The organism is Nocardioides imazamoxiresistens (assembly GCF_032378595.1).
In the GTDB taxonomy this organism is placed as follows: domain Bacteria; phylum Actinomycetota; class Actinomycetes; order Propionibacteriales; family Nocardioidaceae; genus Nocardioides; species Nocardioides imazamoxiresistens.
Genome location: NZ_JAVYII010000004.1, coordinates 348,606 through 366,603 on the forward strand (window position 1 = coordinate 348,606; position 17,998 = coordinate 366,603).

General features: G+C 72.8%; 20 protein-coding genes and 1 tRNA gene. 17 read left to right on the forward strand and 4 right to left on the reverse strand.

All coding sequences use genetic code 11. The features are described from left to right. Positions 1–21: 21 nt before the first annotated feature. From RDV89_RS10910 to RDV89_RS10925, 4 genes are all read right to left on the reverse strand, one after another. Entirely contained in the window at positions 22–171 is a 150-nt protein-coding gene (locus RDV89_RS10910) for a hypothetical protein (protein WP_315733073.1), read from the reverse strand. Between the two features lie 74 nt (positions 172–245). Beyond that, positions 246–488, reverse strand: a complete 243-nt coding sequence (locus tag RDV89_RS10915; RefSeq protein WP_315733074.1) for a superinfection immunity protein — start codon at positions 486–488, stop codon at positions 246–248. Positions 489–534: 46 nt separating this feature from the next. Next, the gene (locus RDV89_RS10920) at positions 535–768 is read right to left on the reverse strand and encodes a hypothetical protein (protein ID WP_315733075.1); all 234 of its coding nucleotides are present in this window, start codon (positions 766–768) and stop codon (positions 535–537) included. A gap of 107 nt (positions 769–875) precedes the next feature. After that, the gene (locus RDV89_RS10925; RefSeq protein WP_315733076.1) at positions 876–1,499 is read right to left on the reverse strand and encodes a 5-formyltetrahydrofolate cyclo-ligase; all 624 of its coding nucleotides are present in this window, start codon (positions 1,497–1,499) and stop codon (positions 876–878) included. Positions 1,500–1,522: 23 nt separating this feature from the next. On the opposite strand from RDV89_RS10925, the gene RDV89_RS10930 reads away from it, so the two are divergent. The 17 genes from RDV89_RS10930 to RDV89_RS11010 all read left to right on the forward strand — a co-directional run bounded on the left by RDV89_RS10930 (position 1,523) and on the right by RDV89_RS11010 (position 17,963). Continuing rightward, positions 1,523–2,902, forward strand: a complete 1,380-nt coding sequence (locus RDV89_RS10930) for a UTP--glucose-1-phosphate uridylyltransferase (RefSeq protein WP_315733077.1) — start codon at positions 1,523–1,525, stop codon at positions 2,900–2,902. 55 nt (positions 2,903–2,957) lie between these two features. Then, complete coding sequence (gene glp / locus RDV89_RS10935; protein WP_315733078.1) at positions 2,958–4,214, forward strand: molybdotransferase-like divisome protein Glp; 1,257 nt, start codon at positions 2,958–2,960, stop codon at positions 4,212–4,214. Beyond that, positions 4,214–4,702 (forward strand): cyclic pyranopterin monophosphate synthase MoaC, encoded by a 489-nt coding sequence (moaC, locus tag RDV89_RS10940; RefSeq protein WP_315733079.1) that lies wholly within the window; start codon positions 4,214–4,216, stop codon positions 4,700–4,702. The genes glp and moaC overlap by 1 nt, the downstream gene beginning before the upstream one ends. Next, positions 4,699–5,211 carry a MogA/MoaB family molybdenum cofactor biosynthesis protein gene (locus RDV89_RS10945; RefSeq protein ID WP_315733080.1) on the forward strand — a complete coding sequence of 171 codons (513 nt, stop codon included), beginning with the start codon at positions 4,699–4,701 and terminating at the stop codon, positions 5,209–5,211. Before moaC ends, RDV89_RS10945 begins: the two co-directional genes overlap by 4 nt. Before the next feature lie 10 nt (positions 5,212–5,221). After that, positions 5,222–5,851, forward strand: a complete 630-nt coding sequence (locus tag RDV89_RS10950; RefSeq protein ID WP_315733081.1) for a GNAT family N-acetyltransferase — start codon at positions 5,222–5,224, stop codon at positions 5,849–5,851. 354 nt (positions 5,852–6,205) lie between these two features. Then, positions 6,206–7,096: a divisome protein SepX/GlpR gene (gene sepX / locus RDV89_RS10955; protein WP_315733082.1), complete on the forward strand. Its 891-nt coding sequence runs from the start codon at positions 6,206–6,208 to the stop codon at positions 7,094–7,096. 82 nt (positions 7,097–7,178) lie between these two features. Further along, positions 7,179–7,254, forward strand: a tRNA-Ala gene (locus tag RDV89_RS10960). A 522-nt stretch (positions 7,255–7,776) separates the two neighbouring features. Then, a complete protein-coding gene (locus tag RDV89_RS10965) occupies positions 7,777–9,795 on the forward strand; it encodes an oxidoreductase (RefSeq protein WP_315733083.1) in 2,019 nt (672 codons plus the stop codon). Between the two features lie 58 nt (positions 9,796–9,853). Then, positions 9,854–10,924: a class I SAM-dependent methyltransferase gene (locus tag RDV89_RS10970; RefSeq protein ID WP_315733084.1), complete on the forward strand. Its 1,071-nt coding sequence runs from the start codon at positions 9,854–9,856 to the stop codon at positions 10,922–10,924. Beyond that, positions 10,924–11,238 (forward strand): hypothetical protein, encoded by a 315-nt coding sequence (locus tag RDV89_RS10975; protein WP_315733085.1) that lies wholly within the window; start codon positions 10,924–10,926, stop codon positions 11,236–11,238. Before RDV89_RS10970 ends, RDV89_RS10975 begins: the two co-directional genes overlap by 1 nt. Further along, complete coding sequence (locus RDV89_RS10980) at positions 11,235–11,621, forward strand: nuclear transport factor 2 family protein (protein ID WP_315733086.1); 387 nt, start codon at positions 11,235–11,237, stop codon at positions 11,619–11,621. Before RDV89_RS10975 ends, RDV89_RS10980 begins: the two co-directional genes overlap by 4 nt. A 58-nt stretch (positions 11,622–11,679) precedes the next feature. After that, positions 11,680–12,777, forward strand: coding sequence for an ABC transporter substrate-binding protein (locus RDV89_RS10985; RefSeq protein WP_315733087.1), 1,098 nt, complete (start codon positions 11,680–11,682; stop codon positions 12,775–12,777). Between the two features lie 46 nt (positions 12,778–12,823). After that, positions 12,824–13,663: an ABC transporter ATP-binding protein gene (locus RDV89_RS10990; RefSeq protein ID WP_315733088.1), complete on the forward strand. Its 840-nt coding sequence runs from the start codon at positions 12,824–12,826 to the stop codon at positions 13,661–13,663. A 7-nt stretch (positions 13,664–13,670) separates the two neighbouring features. Continuing rightward, positions 13,671–14,546 (forward strand): ABC transporter permease, encoded by an 876-nt coding sequence (locus RDV89_RS10995; protein ID WP_315733089.1) that lies wholly within the window; start codon positions 13,671–13,673, stop codon positions 14,544–14,546. Then, the gene (locus tag RDV89_RS11000; protein WP_315733090.1) at positions 14,543–15,295 is read left to right on the forward strand and encodes an SDR family NAD(P)-dependent oxidoreductase; all 753 of its coding nucleotides are present in this window, start codon (positions 14,543–14,545) and stop codon (positions 15,293–15,295) included. The genes RDV89_RS10995 and RDV89_RS11000 overlap by 4 nt, the downstream gene beginning before the upstream one ends. Positions 15,296–15,336: 41 nt before the next feature. After that, positions 15,337–16,701, forward strand: coding sequence for a M20/M25/M40 family metallo-hydrolase (locus RDV89_RS11005; RefSeq protein ID WP_315733091.1), 1,365 nt, complete (start codon positions 15,337–15,339; stop codon positions 16,699–16,701). Further along, positions 16,698–17,963 (forward strand): Ohr family peroxiredoxin, encoded by a 1,266-nt coding sequence (locus tag RDV89_RS11010; RefSeq protein WP_315733092.1) that lies wholly within the window; start codon positions 16,698–16,700, stop codon positions 17,961–17,963. Before RDV89_RS11005 ends, RDV89_RS11010 begins: the two co-directional genes overlap by 4 nt. Positions 17,964–17,998 lie beyond the last annotated feature (35 nt).

Here is a 17,998-nt window from a genome sequence, read left to right on the forward strand (position 1 = left end):
GGGCGGGCGGCTCAGCGCGGCTCAGAGCTCGAAGAGGTCCGCCTCGGCCATCGCCGCGAACCCGCCGCAGCGGCATTCACTCTCGCCGCACGCGTGGGGCAGGGCGCTCACGTGCTGGAAGGCGAGGTGGTCGCAGGAGCAGCGCTGCTCGTGCGGGAGCTCGATGGCCATGCGCCGAACTATGGACGGTGATGCGTGCCAGGAAACGCCGTTGTCGGTAAAGGACGCGATTTCTGAGGCAATTCTCAGCGACGCGGCCGGAAACCCACGACCTGGTGCGACGAGCAGGCCATCACCAGCGCGACGATCCAGCCGATCAGGGTCCAGCCGACGAGCAGGTTGACCCAGAAGATCGTCCACGCGTTCGCCTTGCCGCGCAGCGCGGCGATCATCCACGGCAGGAAGTAGCCCAGGGTCACGATCGCCAGCACCACGCTGACGATCACGCTGATCGGGCGGCCGCGGCGGTCGGTGACGAACTCGTCCATGCCGTCCATCGTGCCGGGCGGCTGGTGAGCGGCGGGGTGGGCGACGTCAGCTGACGAGCGCGCCGCGCAGCGAGCCGTCGACGCTGTCGACGACCTCGAACGAGATCGTGGAACCGCTCAGGGGCGGCACCACGACGTTCTCGCCGGGGCGGATGTCGTGGTTGAGGTACGCCCCGTTGCCGGTCGCCTCGTCGAAGGCGAGGACGACGGCCGGGAAGGCCGTGCGCGACGAGATGGCGAGGTGGCGACCGCGCACCTCGAGCTGGACCGACTTCGGCATGGTGATGCTCCCCCTGTGGATCGGCGACGGACAGCGCTCCCGGACTCCGTCGTCCGAGGAGGAGTCTCGCCCATCGCGGCCTCGTTACCGGTCGGTTCCGAGCTTCTTTACCTGTCGGCCCCGTCACCTCGCCTCACGCCGCTCGTCGTCAGCGCCCCGTCGACCGCCTGGTCGTGCGGCTCGGCCGGCACGTCGAGACCGACCTCCTCGGGGTGCAGGACGACGAGGAGGTCGCGTCCCCCGGCCGGCAGGGCGGCGAGTGCTCGGTCGTACGCCCCGCCCCCGCGCCCCAGCCGCATCCCGTCCGGGCCCATCGCCAGGCCCGGCAGCAGCACCACGTCCGCCTCGGCCAGCGGCTCCCCGGCCTCCGTCGGCGCGAGCGCCGGCTCCCGCAGGCCCCGCAGCCCGACCACGAGCGCGTGGCGGCCGGCGTACCCGCCCCAGCGCAGCGTCCAGTCGGGGCTGAGCACCGGCAGCAGCACGCGTACGCCCGCGTCGCGCAGGCCGTCGAGCAGGGGCAGGGTGGCGGGCTCGTGGTCGACGCCGACGTACGCCGCGACGCACCCGGCCCCGGCGATCGACGGCTCGGCAAGCGCCGCGGCGGCCAGGGCGTCGGCGTACCGCTCCACCTCGGCCGGCGAGCGGCGCGCGCGTCGCTCGAGCACCTCGCGGCGCAGCCGCCGCTTCGCCGCGCGCAGGTCGTTGTCCCCAGGTCCTTGTGCGGGTGTCACTCCGGGAGCCTACGATCGCGCCCATGGGTAGCCCAGGTCTGCACAAGGCAGCCGAGAAGATGCGAGCCGCGGGGATCGACGAGACGGCCGTGCAGGTGTTCGCGCACTACTACCGCCTCCTCGAGCACGGGGAGACGGGGATGATCCGCGAGGACACCATCGACCCGCTCGACATGCCGGCGCTGGCCGACGTGGAGGTCGCCGAGGCCGACGGCGCCGCGGCCCTGCGCGCGACCGCGGTGATCAAGCTCAACGGCGGGCTCGGCACCTCGATGGGCATGGACCGCGCGAAGTCGCTGCTGTGCGTGCGCCGCGGGCTGTCCTTCCTCGACATCATCGCCCGGCAGGTGCTGGCGCTGCGCAAGGCGTACGACGCGCCCCTGCCCCTGATCCTGATGAACAGCTTCCGCACCTCGGAGGACACGCTCGCCGCGCTCGAGCGCTACGAGGACCTCCAGGTGGAGGGGCTGCCGCTGGAGTTCCTGCAGAACAAGGAGCCCAAGCTGCGCGCCTCCGACCTCGACCCGGTCGAGTTCCCCGAGGACCCCACGCTCGAGTGGTGCCCGCCGGGCCACGGCGACATCTACACGGCGCTCGTCGGCACCGGGCTGCTCGACCAGCTCGTCGACGCCGGCTACCGCTACGTGTTCGTCTCCAACTCCGACAACCTCGGCGCCGTGCCGGACCCGCGTGTCGCCGGCTGGTTCGCCGGCTCCGGGGCGCCGTTCGCCATCGAGGCCGTGCGCCGCACCCCCTCGGACCGCAAGGGCGGCCACTTCGCCCGCCGCAAGAGCGACGGCCGGATCATCCTGCGCGAGTCCGCCCAGACGGCCGACGAGGACCTCTCGGCGCTCGCCGACCTCGACCGGCACCGGTTCACCTCGACCAACAACCTGTGGATCGACCTGGCCGCGCTCAAGGCGAAGCTCACCGAGCGCGACGGCATCCTCGGCCTGCCGCTGATCCGCAACGAGAAGAACGTCGACCCCTCTGACAAGTCCACCGAGAAGGTCGTGCAGATCGAGACCGCCATGGGTGCGGCCATCGAGGTCTTCGACGGCGCGCAGACCATCGAGGTCGGCCGCGACCGGTTCATTCCGGTCAAGACGACCAACGACCTGCTCGTGCTGCGCAGCGACATCTACGCCATCACCCCCGAGTTCGGGCTCGACCAGGTCGCCGCCGAGGTGCCGTTCGTCGACCTCGACGGCGAGCACTACAAGCTGGTCGGCGACTTCGACCGCCGCTTCCCCGAGGGCGCCCCGTCGCTCAAGGAGGCGACCGCTCTCAAGGTGCGCGGCGACTGGACGTTCGGCCGCGAGGTCAAGGTCGTGGGCGAGGTCTCGCTCGACGAGGCTCCTTCGGCGCAGCGTCTCGAGCCGGGTACCGTGCTGGGAGGCTGAGGCACCGCGCCCCGGCGTACCCCACTCCCCACCTCTCGGAGGCGACCCGCAGGCGATGGCAGACCAGGACATGATCGGCGTCCCCGAGTTCTTCGAGCGCGTCATGGAGAGCGTCGAGCCGCTGGCCCCGATGTCGCACTCGCTGCAGGAGGCGAGCGGGCTGGCCTGCGCCGAGAACGTCGCCGCGGAGCTGTCGCTGCCGTCGTTCGACAACGCGTCGATGGACGGGTACGCGGTCGTCTCGGCCGACGTGGCCGGCTCGACGCCCGCGAGCCCGACGGTCCTGCCGGTGGTCGGCGAGATCGGCGCCGGCACCGCGCGGATCATGGCCCTGAGCCCCGGCACGGCGGTCAAGATCATGACCGGCGCGCCCGTGCCCGCCGGCTGCGACGCGGTCGTGCCCTACGAGTGGACCGACGCCGGCGTCGCGCAGGTGCGCATCGACAAGGCGCCCAAGCCGCTGCAGCACATCCGCCGCGCCGGTGAGGACGTCGGGCGCGGCGACGTCGTCGTCGGCGCCAACACGGTGCTCGGCCCCCGCCAGATCGGCCTGCTCGCCGCCGTCGGACGCAGCCACGTCTACAGCCGGCCCAAGCCGCGCGTCGTGGTGCTCTCCACGGGCTCCGAGCTGCGCGACCCCGGCAGCCAGGTCGGGCACGACTCGATCTACGACGGCAACTCCTACATGCTCGCCGCGGCCGCCCGCGCGGCCGGCGCCATCGCGTACCGCGTCGGGATCGTGCCCGACGACCCCGGCACCTTCCTCGAGACCGTGCACGACCAGCTCGTGCGCGCCGACCTCGTCGTCACCTCCGGCGGCGTCAGCGCCGGCGACTACGACGTCGTCAAGGCCGCGCTGTCCGGCGAGCCCGACATGTGGTTCGGCCGCGTCGCCATGCAGCCCGGCAAGCCGCAGGGCGTCGGCACCATCGGCGAGGACCGCACGCCGATCATCACGCTGCCCGGCAACCCGGTCTCGGCCTACGTCTCGTTCGAGGTCTTCGTGCTCCCGGCCATCCGCAAGCTGATGGGCCTGACCCCGTACGCCCGCCCCCTGCGCCGCGCGCTGCTCACCCACCCGGTCAGCTCGATCGAGGGCAAGCGGCAGTTCCTGCGCGGCGACTACTCCGTGCCCACCGGCGTCGGCGGCAACGCGGCTCGCGCCGCGCACGTCACGCCCGTCGGCGGCCCCGGCTCGCACATGCTCGGCGACCTCGCCGCGTCCAACGCGCTGATCGTCGTGCCCGAGTCGGTGACCCGGGTCGAGGCCGGGCAGCCCGTGCACGTGCTGGCGCTGGACGAGCAGTTCTGATGGGCGCGTCTCCGTCCCAGCCGTCCGGGCTGACCCACGTCGACGAGACCGGCGCCGCCCGGATGGTCGACGTGTCCGAGAAGGCCGTCACCTCCCGCTCGGCCACCGCGTCCGGGCGGGTGCTCGTCGTTCCCGAGGTCGTCGCGCTGCTGCGCGGCGAGGGCGTGCCGAAGGGCGACGCGCTCGCCGTCGCCCGCCTCGCCGGGATCATGGGCGCCAAGCAGACGCCCGCGCTGATCCCGCTGTGCCATCCCCTCGCGATCTCCGGCGTCACCGTCGACCTCGCCGTCGCCGACGACGCCGTCGAGATCACCGCGACCGTGCGCACCACCGACCGCACCGGCGTCGAGATGGAGGCCCTCACCGCGGTCTCCGTCGCCGCGCTCACCGTCATCGACATGGTCAAGGCCGTCGACAAGCGGGCCGTGATCACCGACGTGCGCGTGGAGGCGAAGGCCGGCGGCCGATCGGGGGACTGGACCCGATGAGCGTCACCGCCCCCACCGAGCTGACCGCCGCCGTCGTCGTGGCCTCCAACCGTGCGTCCGCCGGGGTGTACGCCGACACCACCGGCCCCCTGCTCGTCGACGCCCTGCGCTCGTGGGGCTTCGCGTGCGGCGACGCGGTCGTCGCCCCCGACGGCGACCCGGTCGGCGTCGCGATCTCCGAGGCCGTCGCCGCCGGCGCCCGCGTCGTGCTCACCACCGGCGGCACCGGGATCACCCCCGGCGACCTCACGCCCGAGGTCACCCGCCCGCTGCTCGACCGGGAGGTGCCGGGCATCGCCGAGGCGATCCGTGCGGCGGGCGTGGCGAAGGGCGTACCCACCGCCGTCCTGTCCCGCGGCCTCGCCGGCGTCGCCGGCTCCTGCCTCGTCGTCAACCTCCCCGGCTCGCGCGGCGGGGTGAAGGACGCCCTCGAGGTGCTCGCCCAGGTCGTGCCCCACGCCGTCGACCAGATCGGCGGGGGAGACCACGTGCGGTCCTCCGACGACTGATGGGCGCCTGATGGGCCGGAGGTCCTCCGGCGGCGCGTGGCCCGCGTGGCTCGTCGACCCCGACCTGTCCACCCAGCTCCTGCTGCGGCCGATCTCGACCCGCGACGCCGGCGACTGGCGGCGCGTGCGCAACGCCAACCTCGACTGGCTGCGCCGCTGGGACGCCACGCCGCCGCCCGGCGCCGAGCTCGAGGAGCCGATGACGCTGCGCCGCAGCCTGCGCCACCTCGTGCGGCTCGGCGAGGCCGGCAGCGCCATGCCGTTCGTGCTCGAGGTCGCCGGTGCCTTCGCCGGACAGGTCACCGTCAACACGATCGTGCGCGGCTCCGCGCAGTCGGCGTCCATCGGCTACTGGATCGACCAGCGCTGGGCCGGCCGCGGACTCATGCCCCGCGCCGTCGCCCTCGCCATCGACCACTGCTTCGGCCCCGCCCGCCTGCACCGCGTCGAGATCGCGATCCGGCCGGAGAACGCCAGCTCGCTGCGCGTCGTGGAGAAGCTGCGGCTGACCGAGGTGGGCTACGCCCCGCGCTACCTGCACATCGACGGCGACTGGCGCGACCACCGGCTCTTCGCCATCACGGCCGACGAGGCCTGGGGCCCGGGCGAGGGTGGCGGGGGTGTGCGGGGGCGGCTGTGACCGCCTCCCTCTGGATTACCCGGTTCACCGGGTAACGCTCGACCTAGACCCTGTCTGAACGGGGTCGAGGTCGAGCGAAACGGCACACAGTCGGGGTGTGGCGGGGCGGGGAGCCCTCCCCTCCGTCGGAGTTCCCGGTCAACCGGGAAGTCCCGCACCTGGCGCCCGTCTCGACGGGGGCCAAGTGCCGGAGTTGGTCGCGAAGACCCCGCGGGTACGCCCGGCAGTCCGGCGTACCTGCTGGCCCCCCGGCCCGCCGACCTCGGCCCACACATCACACCCGTCACACAAGTGCCAGCACGACACACCCTTGACATCCCGAGCCGCATCCGCCTCGACTCCTAGGCTCGGTCCGTGGATCTGAGTGGTGTCATCTTCGTGGCTGTCGCCATCGCGTGGGCGGCGTACCTCATCCCCCAGGCGCTCAAGCACCACGACGAGGCTGTCGAGAGTCGGTCGGTCGAGCGCTTCTCCGCCACGCTGCGCGTGCTCGTGCGCCGCGGCGAGGTCGCGACGGAGACCACGGTCGAGCCCGCGGAGCCCGAAGCTGCGCCCACCCCTGCGCAGCTCCGGGCCCGCCGGGCGGCCGCCCGTCGTGCGATGCAGCGGCGGCGCCGCGTGCTCGGCACGCTGCTGGCCCTGCTCACGCTGGGCATCGCGCTCGCGGCCTTCGGCGTCATGCCGTGGGGCTTCGTCGCCGCCCCGTCCGCGCTGCTGGTCACCTGGCTCGTCACCTGCCGCGTGATGGTCAAGGGGGAGCGGGCCGCATTCGCCCGCGACCGCGTCGCCGTCACCACCACGCCCGTCGCGCCCGAGAAGGCGCGCCCGGCGCCCAACGCCGCGTCGAGCGAGGCCGACCTGGTCGCCGCCATGGCCGAGCACGCCGACGAGGCCGAGGTGGCCGCGCTCTACAACGCCAACGCCGAGACCTCCCTCATCTCCGCGGTCTCCCTCGAGGGCGACACGGAGCTGTCCTCCGCCCACGCCGCGCCCCCGGCCGCCGTGCAGGACGACCGTGACCCCAGCACGCTGTGGGAGGCCCGCTCGGTCCCGCTGCCGACGTACGTCAGCAAGGACCACGCCGCCGCCCGCGAGCTGCCGGCCTTCGACTTCGACGACACCGGCGTGTGGTCCTCGGGCCGCGACGACGCCGACAGCGACCTCGTCCGCCGCAACGCCGCCGCGACCCCCGCGCCGGCCGAGCGCGACGAGCTCGACTCGGACCGCCGCGCCGTCGGGCACTGACCCGCGGATCCGGCCAGGGCGATTCGGCCCCGGCCGAGTGGTGGTGCTAACGTCTCTCCTCGCGTCGCGGTAGCGACGCACTGGGGCTGTGGCGCAGTTGGTAGCGCGTCTCGTTCGCATCGAGAAGGTCAGGGGTTCGAATCCCCTCAGCTCCACCAGACACCCGAACTGCCCCGCCACACGGCGGGGCAGTTCGCATTTCCGGGCAGGCCGAGGCGCGGTACGCCCGCGGCTCACCGCGGCGGCCGGCCGCCGGCGTACCCGGAGAAAACGCGGACGAGCTCCAAGAAAACGCGGACCCCGAGGCCGCCGGTTCGCTCGTCCGTCCGCGTTCTCTCGGCCGCGGTCCGCGTTTTCTCGAGGAGCCCGGGTACGCCCCCCCGCTCGCCACCCCGTGGCCGCGTGCCCGGTCGCCGCCCGCCCGCACCGCTCCCGCCGCCGAAGGGTCGTCTCGACGCGGTGCAGCGGGTCGGGGGAGCGCCTGCTCCAGCCGCACTCCGCCCGCCCTGGCGACGACCGACGAACCCTGTAACGGCGTCGCAACTCCCCGTCGCCCGTCGTTTCGCCGGCGTGAACTTTCCCGTCCCGCCCTTGACGCCTCGGCGTGAGCAACACACAGTGTTCGTGTGATGCGAATCGCATTCGCGTGAGCCGAACGAACAGGACGAAGGGGTAGCGCAGTGGTGTCAGTGTTCGACCCGACCACGGTGGGCGGGGTCCAGCTCCGCAACCGCGTGGTCGTGCCCGGACACACCACGAACTTCGCCGAGCACAACCGGCCGACCGCGCGGCACGCCGCCTACCTGGGCGAGCGGGCGCGGGGCGGCGCCGGCCTGATCATCACCGAGGCCGTCCGCGTGCACCCGACCAGTGCGGGCCGCCACCTGAGCCTCGGCAGCTTCGACGACTCGTCCATCGACGCCTTCGCCGAGGTCGCGGGGGCGGTGCAGCAGCACGGCGCCCGGATCTTCGCGCAGATCATGCACGCCGGTCGTCAGGCCAACGGTGAGGCCACCCGCACCGCTGCCTGGTCGGCGTCCGCCCTCCCGTGGTCGCCGTCGGCGGACGTGCCCCACGCCATGAGCGACGCGGACATCGCGGTCGTCGTCGACAGCTTCGGTCGCGCCGCCCGCCGGATGGCGCTCGCCGGGTTCGACGGGCTCGAGGTCCACGCCGGCCACGGCCACCTCATCCAGCAGTTCCTCTCCCCGGCCACCAACCACCGCGGGGACGCCTACGGCGGCGACGCCGAGCGGCGCCTGCGCTTCGCCCGGGAGGTCCTGCAGCAGGTGCGCACCGAGGCGCCCGGCCTCCCGATCGGTCTCCGGGTCAGCGCGGACGAGTTCCTCGACGGCGGCCTGCGGCCCGACGACGTCATCGGGATCGTCGACACGCTGGCGCGCGAGGTCGACCTCGCCTACGTCCACGTCAGCCACTCCGCGTACCACGCGAGCTACTCGCTCTCCACGCAGATGGCGGACATGAGCTTCCCGCACGCGCCCTTCCGGCACCACGCGGCGGCCTTCCGCTCGGCCCTGCCCGGCCTCCCGGTCATCGCCGTCTGCCGTCTCGACTCGCTGGCGGAGGCCGACGAGCTGATCGCCGCGGGCGAGGCGGACCTCGTCGCGCTCGCCCGCCCGCACATCGCCGACCCGCACCTCGTGCGCAAGGCGCAGGCGGGCCTGCCGGCCCGCAGCTGCCTGGCCTGCAACCAGGGCTGCATCGCCCGGGTCGAGAAGAGCCTCCCGATCACCTGCGTCGTCAATCCCGAGGTCGGCGTCGAGAAGCAGTGGGACGCGGTCTGGAGGAGCGTCGAGGGCTCGCGGGCGAACCGGGTCCTCGTCGTCGGGGGCGGCCCGGCCGGCATGCAGGCGGCCGTCTCCGCGCGCCGCGCGGGCGACAGGGTGACGCTCGTCGAGGCCGGCGACCGGCTCGGCGGCCAGGTCGCCTCCGCCGGCAGCATGCAGCACCGCGAGCGGCTGACGCGGCTCGTCGACGACCTGCGGGCCGAGCTCGCGCAGGCCGAGGTGACGGTCCTGCTCGACACCCGCCTCGGCGCCGACGAGGTCCTGGCCGGCGGCTGGGACCACGTGGTGATCGCCACCGGCTCGCGGCCCCGCCGCGCGGACTTCGGCGGCGACCTCCCGGTGTGGACGTCGCTCGAGGCGTGCGACCGCGTGGCCGCGGGCCAGGCGGGCGTACGCGCCGACGACCTCGCCGGCCGGCGCATCGTCGTGTGGGACGACGACGGCGACTGGACCTCAGCCTCCCTCGTCGAGGGCCTCGCCCTCCTCGGGGCGGAGGTGCACGTGGTCTCCCCGACCCCGAGCCTGCACGCCCGCATCACGACCTACTCCAAGCTCGCCCTCACGCCGCGCCTGCGCGACCTCGGCGTCCGGGCGCACCTGATGAGGACGCTCCGCGGCACCGACGCCGGGGAGGTCGTGCTGACCGACACCCTCAGCGGTGACGAGCACGTCCTCGTCGACGTGCACGCCGTCGTGGACCTCGGTCGGCCGAGCGCCGACGACCGGTTGCACCGCGAGCTGGCGGAACGCGGAGCCCGCAACCTCCACGTGGTCGGTGACGCCAACTCGCCCCGCACGGCCCTGGAAGCCGTCTTCGAGGGCCGGGTCGCCGGGGCGTTCCTGGGCGCGACGGACACCGCCGAGGCCAGCGCCGTGATCGGCGGCTACTGACCGCAGCCCGACTTCCCTCCGACCACACGCCCGACCCGGGCACCGAAAGGAAGACCGCATGATCGACATCGAAGACCGTCTCACGCTCGACGAGCGCGCGACCGTCGACTTCGTCCTCGGCCTGCGCAAGCGGTGGAGCGACACCGTCTACCCCGCGCTGGTGGAGGAGTTCGCGGAGACCGGCACCCCGGCGGAGTCCCCGCAGCTCGAGGAGGTCATGCACGGACTTCCCTCCTACCCGTGGTTCTCCCACCTGGAGCGCGTGCAGCAGAAGATGCTGTGGCGCGCCGCCGGCGACGCCGTCGTGGGTCGTCGCGACCAGCTGGTCGGAGAGCTGGACGCCGTGCCCGGCGAGGGAGTGGGGTCGCTGCGGCTGGTCGACGGGTTCGAGCTGCCGAGCTGGTACACCGACTACGACATCCACGTGCAGCCCGGGAGCTTCTTCTCGGACGACATGTCGGCGTACGTCTACGAGTTCGGCGCCCGCATCGTGATGCTGCGCGACAACGACGGGTACAAGTTCCACGGCCTCTTCGCCCAGACCACCCTGCCGGACAAGCCGGACGCCACGCGGGTGGTCGACATGGGGTGCGGGTTCGGCAAGAGCACCCGGCCGCTGGTCGCCAAGTACCCCACCGCCGAGGTGATCGGGGTCGACCTCGCCGCCCCGGGCCTCCGCCTCGCCCACGCCGAGGCCGAGGCGGAGGGGCTCGCGATCACCTACGCGCAGGCCGACAGCCGCGCGACGGGCCTCGACGACGCCAGCTGCGACGTCGTCACCGGCACGATGACGCTGCACGAGATGCCGTCCGACGCGATCGTCGACACCATCCGCGAGGGCGCCCGCCTCCTCAAGCCCGGCGGCGAGATGCACTTCCTCGAGTTCATGCTCACCGGCGACCCCCTGCGGGACGCGACCGTGATCGAGCACGCCGAGCGCAACAACGAGCCGTTCTTCCGAGCGCTGTTCAGCACCGACACCATCGCCGCGTGCGAGGAGGCCGGGCTCGTCGACGTGCAGTGGCGCGCGTTCGACGAGCGTCAGCTCGGCGTCCAGCCCGACGGCTGGGGCGAGCGCCGCGAGTGGCACTTCCCCTGGGCCGTCCTGTCCGCGCGGAAGGCCGTCTGATGACCGACGAGTTCCAGTACCTCGAGAACCCGCAGACCTCCAAGCTGTTCGACCTGGTCCTGCAGCTGTCGACCGAGCTGCACGTCGAGCGCCACCGTCTGCGCGCCCTGGAGGCGCTGCTGGTGCGCCAGGGTGCGCTCGCCGCGGGCGAGCTCGACGCGTTCGCGCCCACCGACGCGGAACGGCAGGTCCTCGACGACAGCCGCACCGACTACCTGGCCCGACTGTTCCGGATCATCACCGAGAACGGGCCCGCCGAGCACCCGCTGCGCGAGCAGTGGGAGGACCTGCTGGCCCGGAAGCGGGAGTCGTGACCGGCCCGGCCGCGCTGGTCGACGCGTACCTGCAGGCCTGCGAGGACCGCGACCTGGCCACCGCGTCGGGCTACCTCGCCCCCGGCGTGCGGATGCAGTTCCCGGGGGGTGTCACGTACGCCTCCCTGGAGGACATGGTGGCGGCCCCCAAGCCGTACGCCTGGGTGCGCAAGCACCGCGACCGCTACGAGGTCGGCACCGACGGCGACCGGACCACGGTCGTCTCCACGGGCCGCCTCCACGGGCGACGTCACGACGGCTCGGAGTTCGCCGACGTGCGCTACATCGACCTCTTCACCCTCCGGGCGGACCTCATCGTCGAGCAGCTCGTGTGGAACGACCTCCCCCTCGCGGGCCCCTGGCCCGCCAGCACCACCGCCTGATCTCGGACATCCCTCACGTCCTCCGGGCCCCGCCCGGTCAAACGAATCGAGAACCGACATGACGCTCCGACTCCGGGCCGGCGCACTCGCGCTCGCCACCCTCACCCCCGTCCTGGCCGCCTGCGGATCCGGCGGCGGGGGCGGCGCCGACGACGAGTTCACGATGGTCATCGCGGCCGCCGTGCTCGGCCCCAAGGAAGAGGTGGCCGTGTACGCGGTCGCCCAGGAGATGGGCTACTTCGAGGAGGAGGGCATCACCGTCGACACGGCGAACGCCGACGGCTCCGTCGCCGCGGTCCAGGCGGTCGGCACGGGCCAGGCGGACATCACCGCGGCCGACACGGGCTCGATCCTCTCGGCGGTCGACAAGAACGTCGGGGTGGTCACCGTCGGCGGCCTGGTGCAGAACTGGCCGTGGCAGTTCGCCACCCTGCCCGGCAGCGACATCCAGTCGCCCGAGGACCTCGACGGCAAGAAGGTCGGCGTCATCTCGCTGGCCTCCGGCAGCGCGCCGTACGCCCGCGCCTTCATCCGCGACGCCGGGCTCGAGCCCGAGCAGGACGTCCAGCTGCTCCCCGTCGGTGTCGGGGCCCAGGCCGCCAGCGCGCTGAGCAGCGGGGACGTCGACGCGCTCGCCCTCTACGGACAGGCGTACAGCGTCATCGAGTCGAGCGGCACGGAGCTCGCGTACCTCGAGAACCCCGACATCTTCCAGGGGATCCGGTCCCTCTCGTTCGCCGTCACCCAGGACGCGGTCGAGGAGAACCAGGAGAACGTCGAGGGCTTCCTGCGGGCCTCCTACAAGGCGATGCTCTTCTCGGCGCAGAACCCCGAGGCGGCGATGCGGATCGGCTACAAGGTCTTCCCGTCGCTGCTCGGCGGCGCCAGCGTGGAGGACCGCCTGCCCAGCGACCTCGCGAGCCTCGAGGCGTGGCTGGCCTCGGCGACCCCGACCTCGGGCGACCCGTCGAGCTGGAGCGACTGGGGCGCGATCCCGGACGAGGACTGGGACAAGACCCAGGAGTACACGGTCGGGGCCGAGCAGATCACCGAGCCGCTCCCCATCGACGACGTCTGGACCTCGGACCTCCTCGAGGCCGCCAACGACTTCGACGCCGCCGAGGTGATCGAGCAGGCCGACTCCTGGTCCGAGTGACCCCCCTCGCGCACGACCGTCGCAACGCCGAAGCGAAGGAACCCTCATGAGCCACACCGCACCCGTGACCCCCGTCGCGGAGCACGCCGCACCAGCAGCAGGATCATCCGAGGCGGACCCGTCCTGGATCCGGGTGAAGAGCCTGGAGAAGGTCTACCGGCCGGCCCGCTCGGCCCCCACCCACGCGCTCTCCGACATCGACCTGAACGTCCGGCGGGGCGAGTTCGTCTCGGTGGTCGGCCCGTCCGGCTGCGGGAAGACCACCCTGCTGAAGATCCTCGCCGGGCTGATCAAGCGCACGAGCGGCGAGGTCAGCATCGCGGGACGGCAGGTCGACCGGCCGATCCCCGAGGTGGGCATGGTGTTCCAGGCCGCCACCCTGCTGCCCTGGCGCTCCATCCTCGACAACGTCATGGTGCCGGCGGAGATCCAGAAGCTGGACAAGAAGAAGGCGCGCAAGCGTGCCGACGAGCTGCTCGAGATGGTCGGCCTGGGCGAGTTCCAGGACAAGTACCCCGCCGAGCTCAGCGGTGGCATGCAGCAGCGTGCCGGCATCTGCCGTGCGCTCGTCCACGACCCCGCGGTGATCCTGATGGACGAGCCGTTCGGTGCGCTGGACGCCATGACCCGGGAGTACATGAACCTCGAGCTGCTCCGGATCTGGAAGGAGAACGCGGCGACCATCGTCCTGGTCACCCACTCCATCCCCGAGGCCGTGTTCCTGTCCGACCGCGTGGTCGTGATGAGCCCGCGGCCCGGGCGGATCGCCGAGATCCTCGACATCGACCTCCCGCGTCCGCGCGAGCTGCGGATGATGTCGAGCGACGCCGCCGGGGTCTACGTCGAGCGCATCCGCAAGCACTTCAACGCCAGCGTCATCGATTGAGGTTGATATGAGTACCGTTCAGACGCCCCCGGAGACCGACGCGAAGACCCCCGCCGCGGCGGGAGCGACGAGCTCCCCGGCCGTCGCGAAGCTGCCGCTGTCGGCGCGGCTGCGCGCCAAGCCCGAGCTGGTCCTCGTGCCCGCCGTCTTCGTCGTCGTGGTGCTGGCCTGGGAGTTCGGGGTCCAGCTCTTCGACGTCGAGGCCTACGTCCTTCCCCCGCCGAGCGCGATCCTCGAGCAGCTCCAGGTGCAGCTCGGCGACTCGACCTTCTGGGGCCACTTCTGGGTGACCTTCCAGGAGGCGGCCGCAGGGTTCGCGATCGGCATCACCGCCGCGATCGTGCTCGGCACCGCGATCTCGCAGATCTCGATCGTCGAGAAGACGCTGATGCCCTACATCGTCGCCTTCCAGACCATCCCGAAGGTCGCGCTCGCGCCGCTGTTCGTGGTGTGGTTCGGCTTCGGTCTCACCAGCAAGATCGTGATGGCCGCGGTGATCTGCTTCTTCCCGATGCTCATCAACGTCGTCGAGGGGCTGCGCTCGGCCGACGCCGACCGCATCCAGATGCTCAAGGTGTTCGGCGCCGGCCGGTGGCAGATCTTCAAGAAGGTGCAGCTGCCGAGCGCGATGCCCTTCATCTTCGCCGGCATCGACATCGGCATCGTCTTCGCGATCCTCGGCGCGGTCGTGGGTGAGTTCATCGGTGCGCAGGAGGGCCTCGGCTACCTGCTGCTGCAGACCAACTACAACTTCGACATCCCCGGCATGTTCGCCGTCCTCATCGTCCTGTCGGTGCTCGGTCTGGTCGCCCACGCGCTGGTGCGGATCATCCAGAAGCGCGTCACCTTCTGGGCCGAGCAGAGCCACGTGGTCGGCGCGTGACCGCGACCGTCGCGGGCGACTTCGCCGGGAAGGTCGCGCTCGTCACCGGCGCGGCGCAGGGCATCGGGCGGGTCGTGGCCGACCTGCTGGCGCAGCGGGGCGCGACCGTCGCGCTCGCCGACGTCGTGCCGGTCGACGCCTGGCAGGCGGGCCCGCCCGAGGGTCCGCACAGCCACCACCACGTCGACGTCCGCGACGTCGCCTCGTGCCGGCGGCTGGTCGAGGAGGTGCTCGAGCGGCACGGCCGCCTGGACCACCTCGTCAACAACGCCGGGATCGTCCGGCGCGGCGCCGCGGCGGAGATGAGCGAGGCCGACTTCGTCGACGTCGTCGACATCAACCTGACGGGCACGTTCCGCGTCAGCCAGGCCGCCTACCCCGCCCTCAAGCAGACCAGCGGCTCGGTCGTGAACCTCGGGTCCACGAACGGGCACGTCGCGGTGCGGGGGAGCGCCGGGTACTGCGTCAGCAAGGCCGGCGTCATGCACCTCGCCCGGGTGCTCGCGCTGGAGTGGGCACCCGACGGCATCCGCGTGAACGCCGTCGGGCCGACCATCGTGCCCACCGCGATGACGACCGACGTGCGCGCCGACGACGCGTACATGGACGACAAGCTCGCGAGCATCCCGCTCGGGCGGATGGCGACGGCCGACGACGTCGCGCAAGCCATCGCCTACCTGCTGGGCCCCGGGGCCGCGATGGTGACGGGCCAGACCGTCTTCGTCGACGGCGGCGTCACCATCCACTGACCCCGGCCCGGCGGCTCGACCAATTTCCACGGAGGACAGACATGACATTCGACATCGAGGCGGCGCTCGCCGCCGTCGACGAGCACCTCGACGAGTTCGTCGCCGAGCTGCAGGAGCTGTGCCGCATCCGCAGCCGTCGGCACGAGCCCGACCAGATGGTCGCGACGGCCGACTTCATCGGGCGCTCCCTGGAGCGCTGGGGCGGCAGCTCGCAGGTCGTCGAGTGGGAGCAGTCGCACCCCTACGTGATCGGTGAGATCACCGGTGGCCCGCAGCGGCTCCTGCACTTCAACCACTACGACGTCGAGGTCGAGCCGACCGGTGACGACGACCAGTGGATCGTCCCGCCGTACGCGGCCGAGATCGTCGACGGCCGCCTGTACGCCCGCGGGGTCGGTGACGACAAGGGGGCGCTCATGTCGCGCATCCACGCGGCGGCGGCCTGGCGGCTCTCCGGCCAGGAGCCCCCCGTGACCAGCCGCTTCCTCTTCGAGGGCAAGCAGTGGCTCCACAGCCCCGGCCTCGGGTCGTTCGTCGAGGCGCACCGCGAGGAGCTCGACGCGGACGCCTCCCTGTGGGAGAACTCGTGGCTCGACGCGGACGGCCGGCTGCTGCTCAAGCTGTCCGAGAAGGGCGTGCTCTACCTGCGCCTGACGGCGACGACGATCTCGCGCGAGCTCACCAGCCAGAACACGGCGCTGCTGCCCTCGGCCACCACCCGCCTCGTCGCCGCCCTGGCCTCGCTCCAGGACGAGAACGGCGACTGCGTGGTCCCGGGGTTCGCCGACGGCGTCGAGGAGCCGACGCCCCGCGTGGCCGAGCTGCTCGCCCAGCTGCCGTTCGACGTCGACTTCCTGCTCGAGCGGGCCGGGGTGGAGCGGTTCCGCCACGACGAGGACGCGGCAGCGGCCGCCAGCGCCATCCGCGTGCGTCCGACGCTCACCATCGCCGCCGTCGAGGGCGGCAACACCGCCGACGACGTGACCCTGGGGATCCCCGCGACCGCGACCGCCAAGGTGGAGGTGCGACTGGTCGCCGGCCAGGACCCCGACGCCGTCCTGGCGGCCATCGAGAAGCACCTCGTCGCCGGCGGGTTCGGCGACGTCACCGTCGACGTGATGGCGCGCAGCCGGCCCAACCGCACCGACCCCGACCACCCCTTCGTCGACCTCGTCGCGCGCACCGCGCGGGAGACGTACGGCACGGAGCCCGTGGTCGAGCCCTACACGCAGTGGATCGGCAACCAGGGGGTGCTGGCCGGCCTCCCGATCGTCGGCGTCGGCGTCTCCCGCGCCGACTCGGGCATCGACGGTCCGAACGAGAACATCCGCCTCGACGACTACCGCAACGGCATCAGGCACGTCATCGCGGTCATGGCCGCCATGGCTGCGGAGGCGTCCGCGTGAGGAACCTCGGCGGGACCTCGCAGCGGGCGTACGTCACCCTGCCCTGGGGGCAGGTGCACCTGCGCCTCGCGGGCGACCCCGCCGACCCCGCCGTGGTGCTGCTGCACCAGTCGCCGCTGTCGTCGGCCACCTTCGAGCCGGTGCTGGGGCTGCTCGCGGCCCAGGGCCTGCGGGTGGTCGCCCCGGACACCCCCGGGTTCGGGATGTCCGACCCGACGCCGCAGCCATGGTCCATCGGCGACTACGCGGACGGTGTCGGGCACCTGCTCGACGCCCTGGGGCTCGACGAGGTCGTGCTGCTCGGGCAGCACACCGGGGCCGTGGTGGCCTGCGAGGTCGCGCGGCGTCGCCCCAGGAGCGTCCGCGGACTGGTGCTGCAGGGCCTGCCGCTCTACTCCGACGAGGAGCGGGCGGAGAAGCGAGCGGGGTACGCCCCGGGGTACGAGCCGAGCATCGACGGGTCGCACCTGACGACGATCTGGGACCGGGTCCGCGGCCTCTACCCCGACTCCGACGTCGACGAGGTCGACCGTCAGGTCCTGGAGTACCTGGCGACCGGGCCGGACTACGGCACCGCCTACCGGGCGGTCTTCGAGCACACCGTCGACGTCGAGGCGCTCCGTGGCGTGCCGACGGCGCTCGTCCACGGGGCGCAGGACCTGGTGCACCGCTTCACCGACACGGTCACCGCCGCCCTCCCGTGGGCCGGGCTCGACGTCGTCCCGGGAACCGACTTCGCCGCCGCGGAGCACCCGCACGAGTTCGCGACGGCCGTCGGTGCGCGTGCCCTCGCGTTCCACGGTGCGGCCTCCGGAGCTGCCGCAGGTGCGGGCGCCGCCGCGCCCACGGTGCTGTACACCGCCAGCGTCGAGGTCGTCGGCGGCCGTGGCGGCCGCGCCCGTTCCACGACGGGGAGCCTCGAGCTCGCCCTGGCCCGCCCCGCCGAGCGTGGGACCGAGGCGGGTACCGATCCCGAGGAGCTCTTCGCGGCCGGGTACGCAGCGTGCTTCGACAGCGCGCTGCAGGTCGTCGCCCGCCGCGAGGGCGTACGCGTGGGGCGCAGCACCACGACGGCATCCGTCAGCCTCGTCGTCGGCGCGGACCAGGCGTACTCGATCGCCGTCGAGCTGGAGGTGGCGGCGCCGGAGTGCGAGCCGGCCGAGCTCAGCCGGCTGGTCGACCTGGCGCACGCGACCTGTCCCTACTCGCGGGCGACACGCGGGAACATCCCCGTGGCGGTCCGCACCGCGCCGGGCCCGTGAGCACCCACGACACGGCACCCGGGGCAGCGCGACCG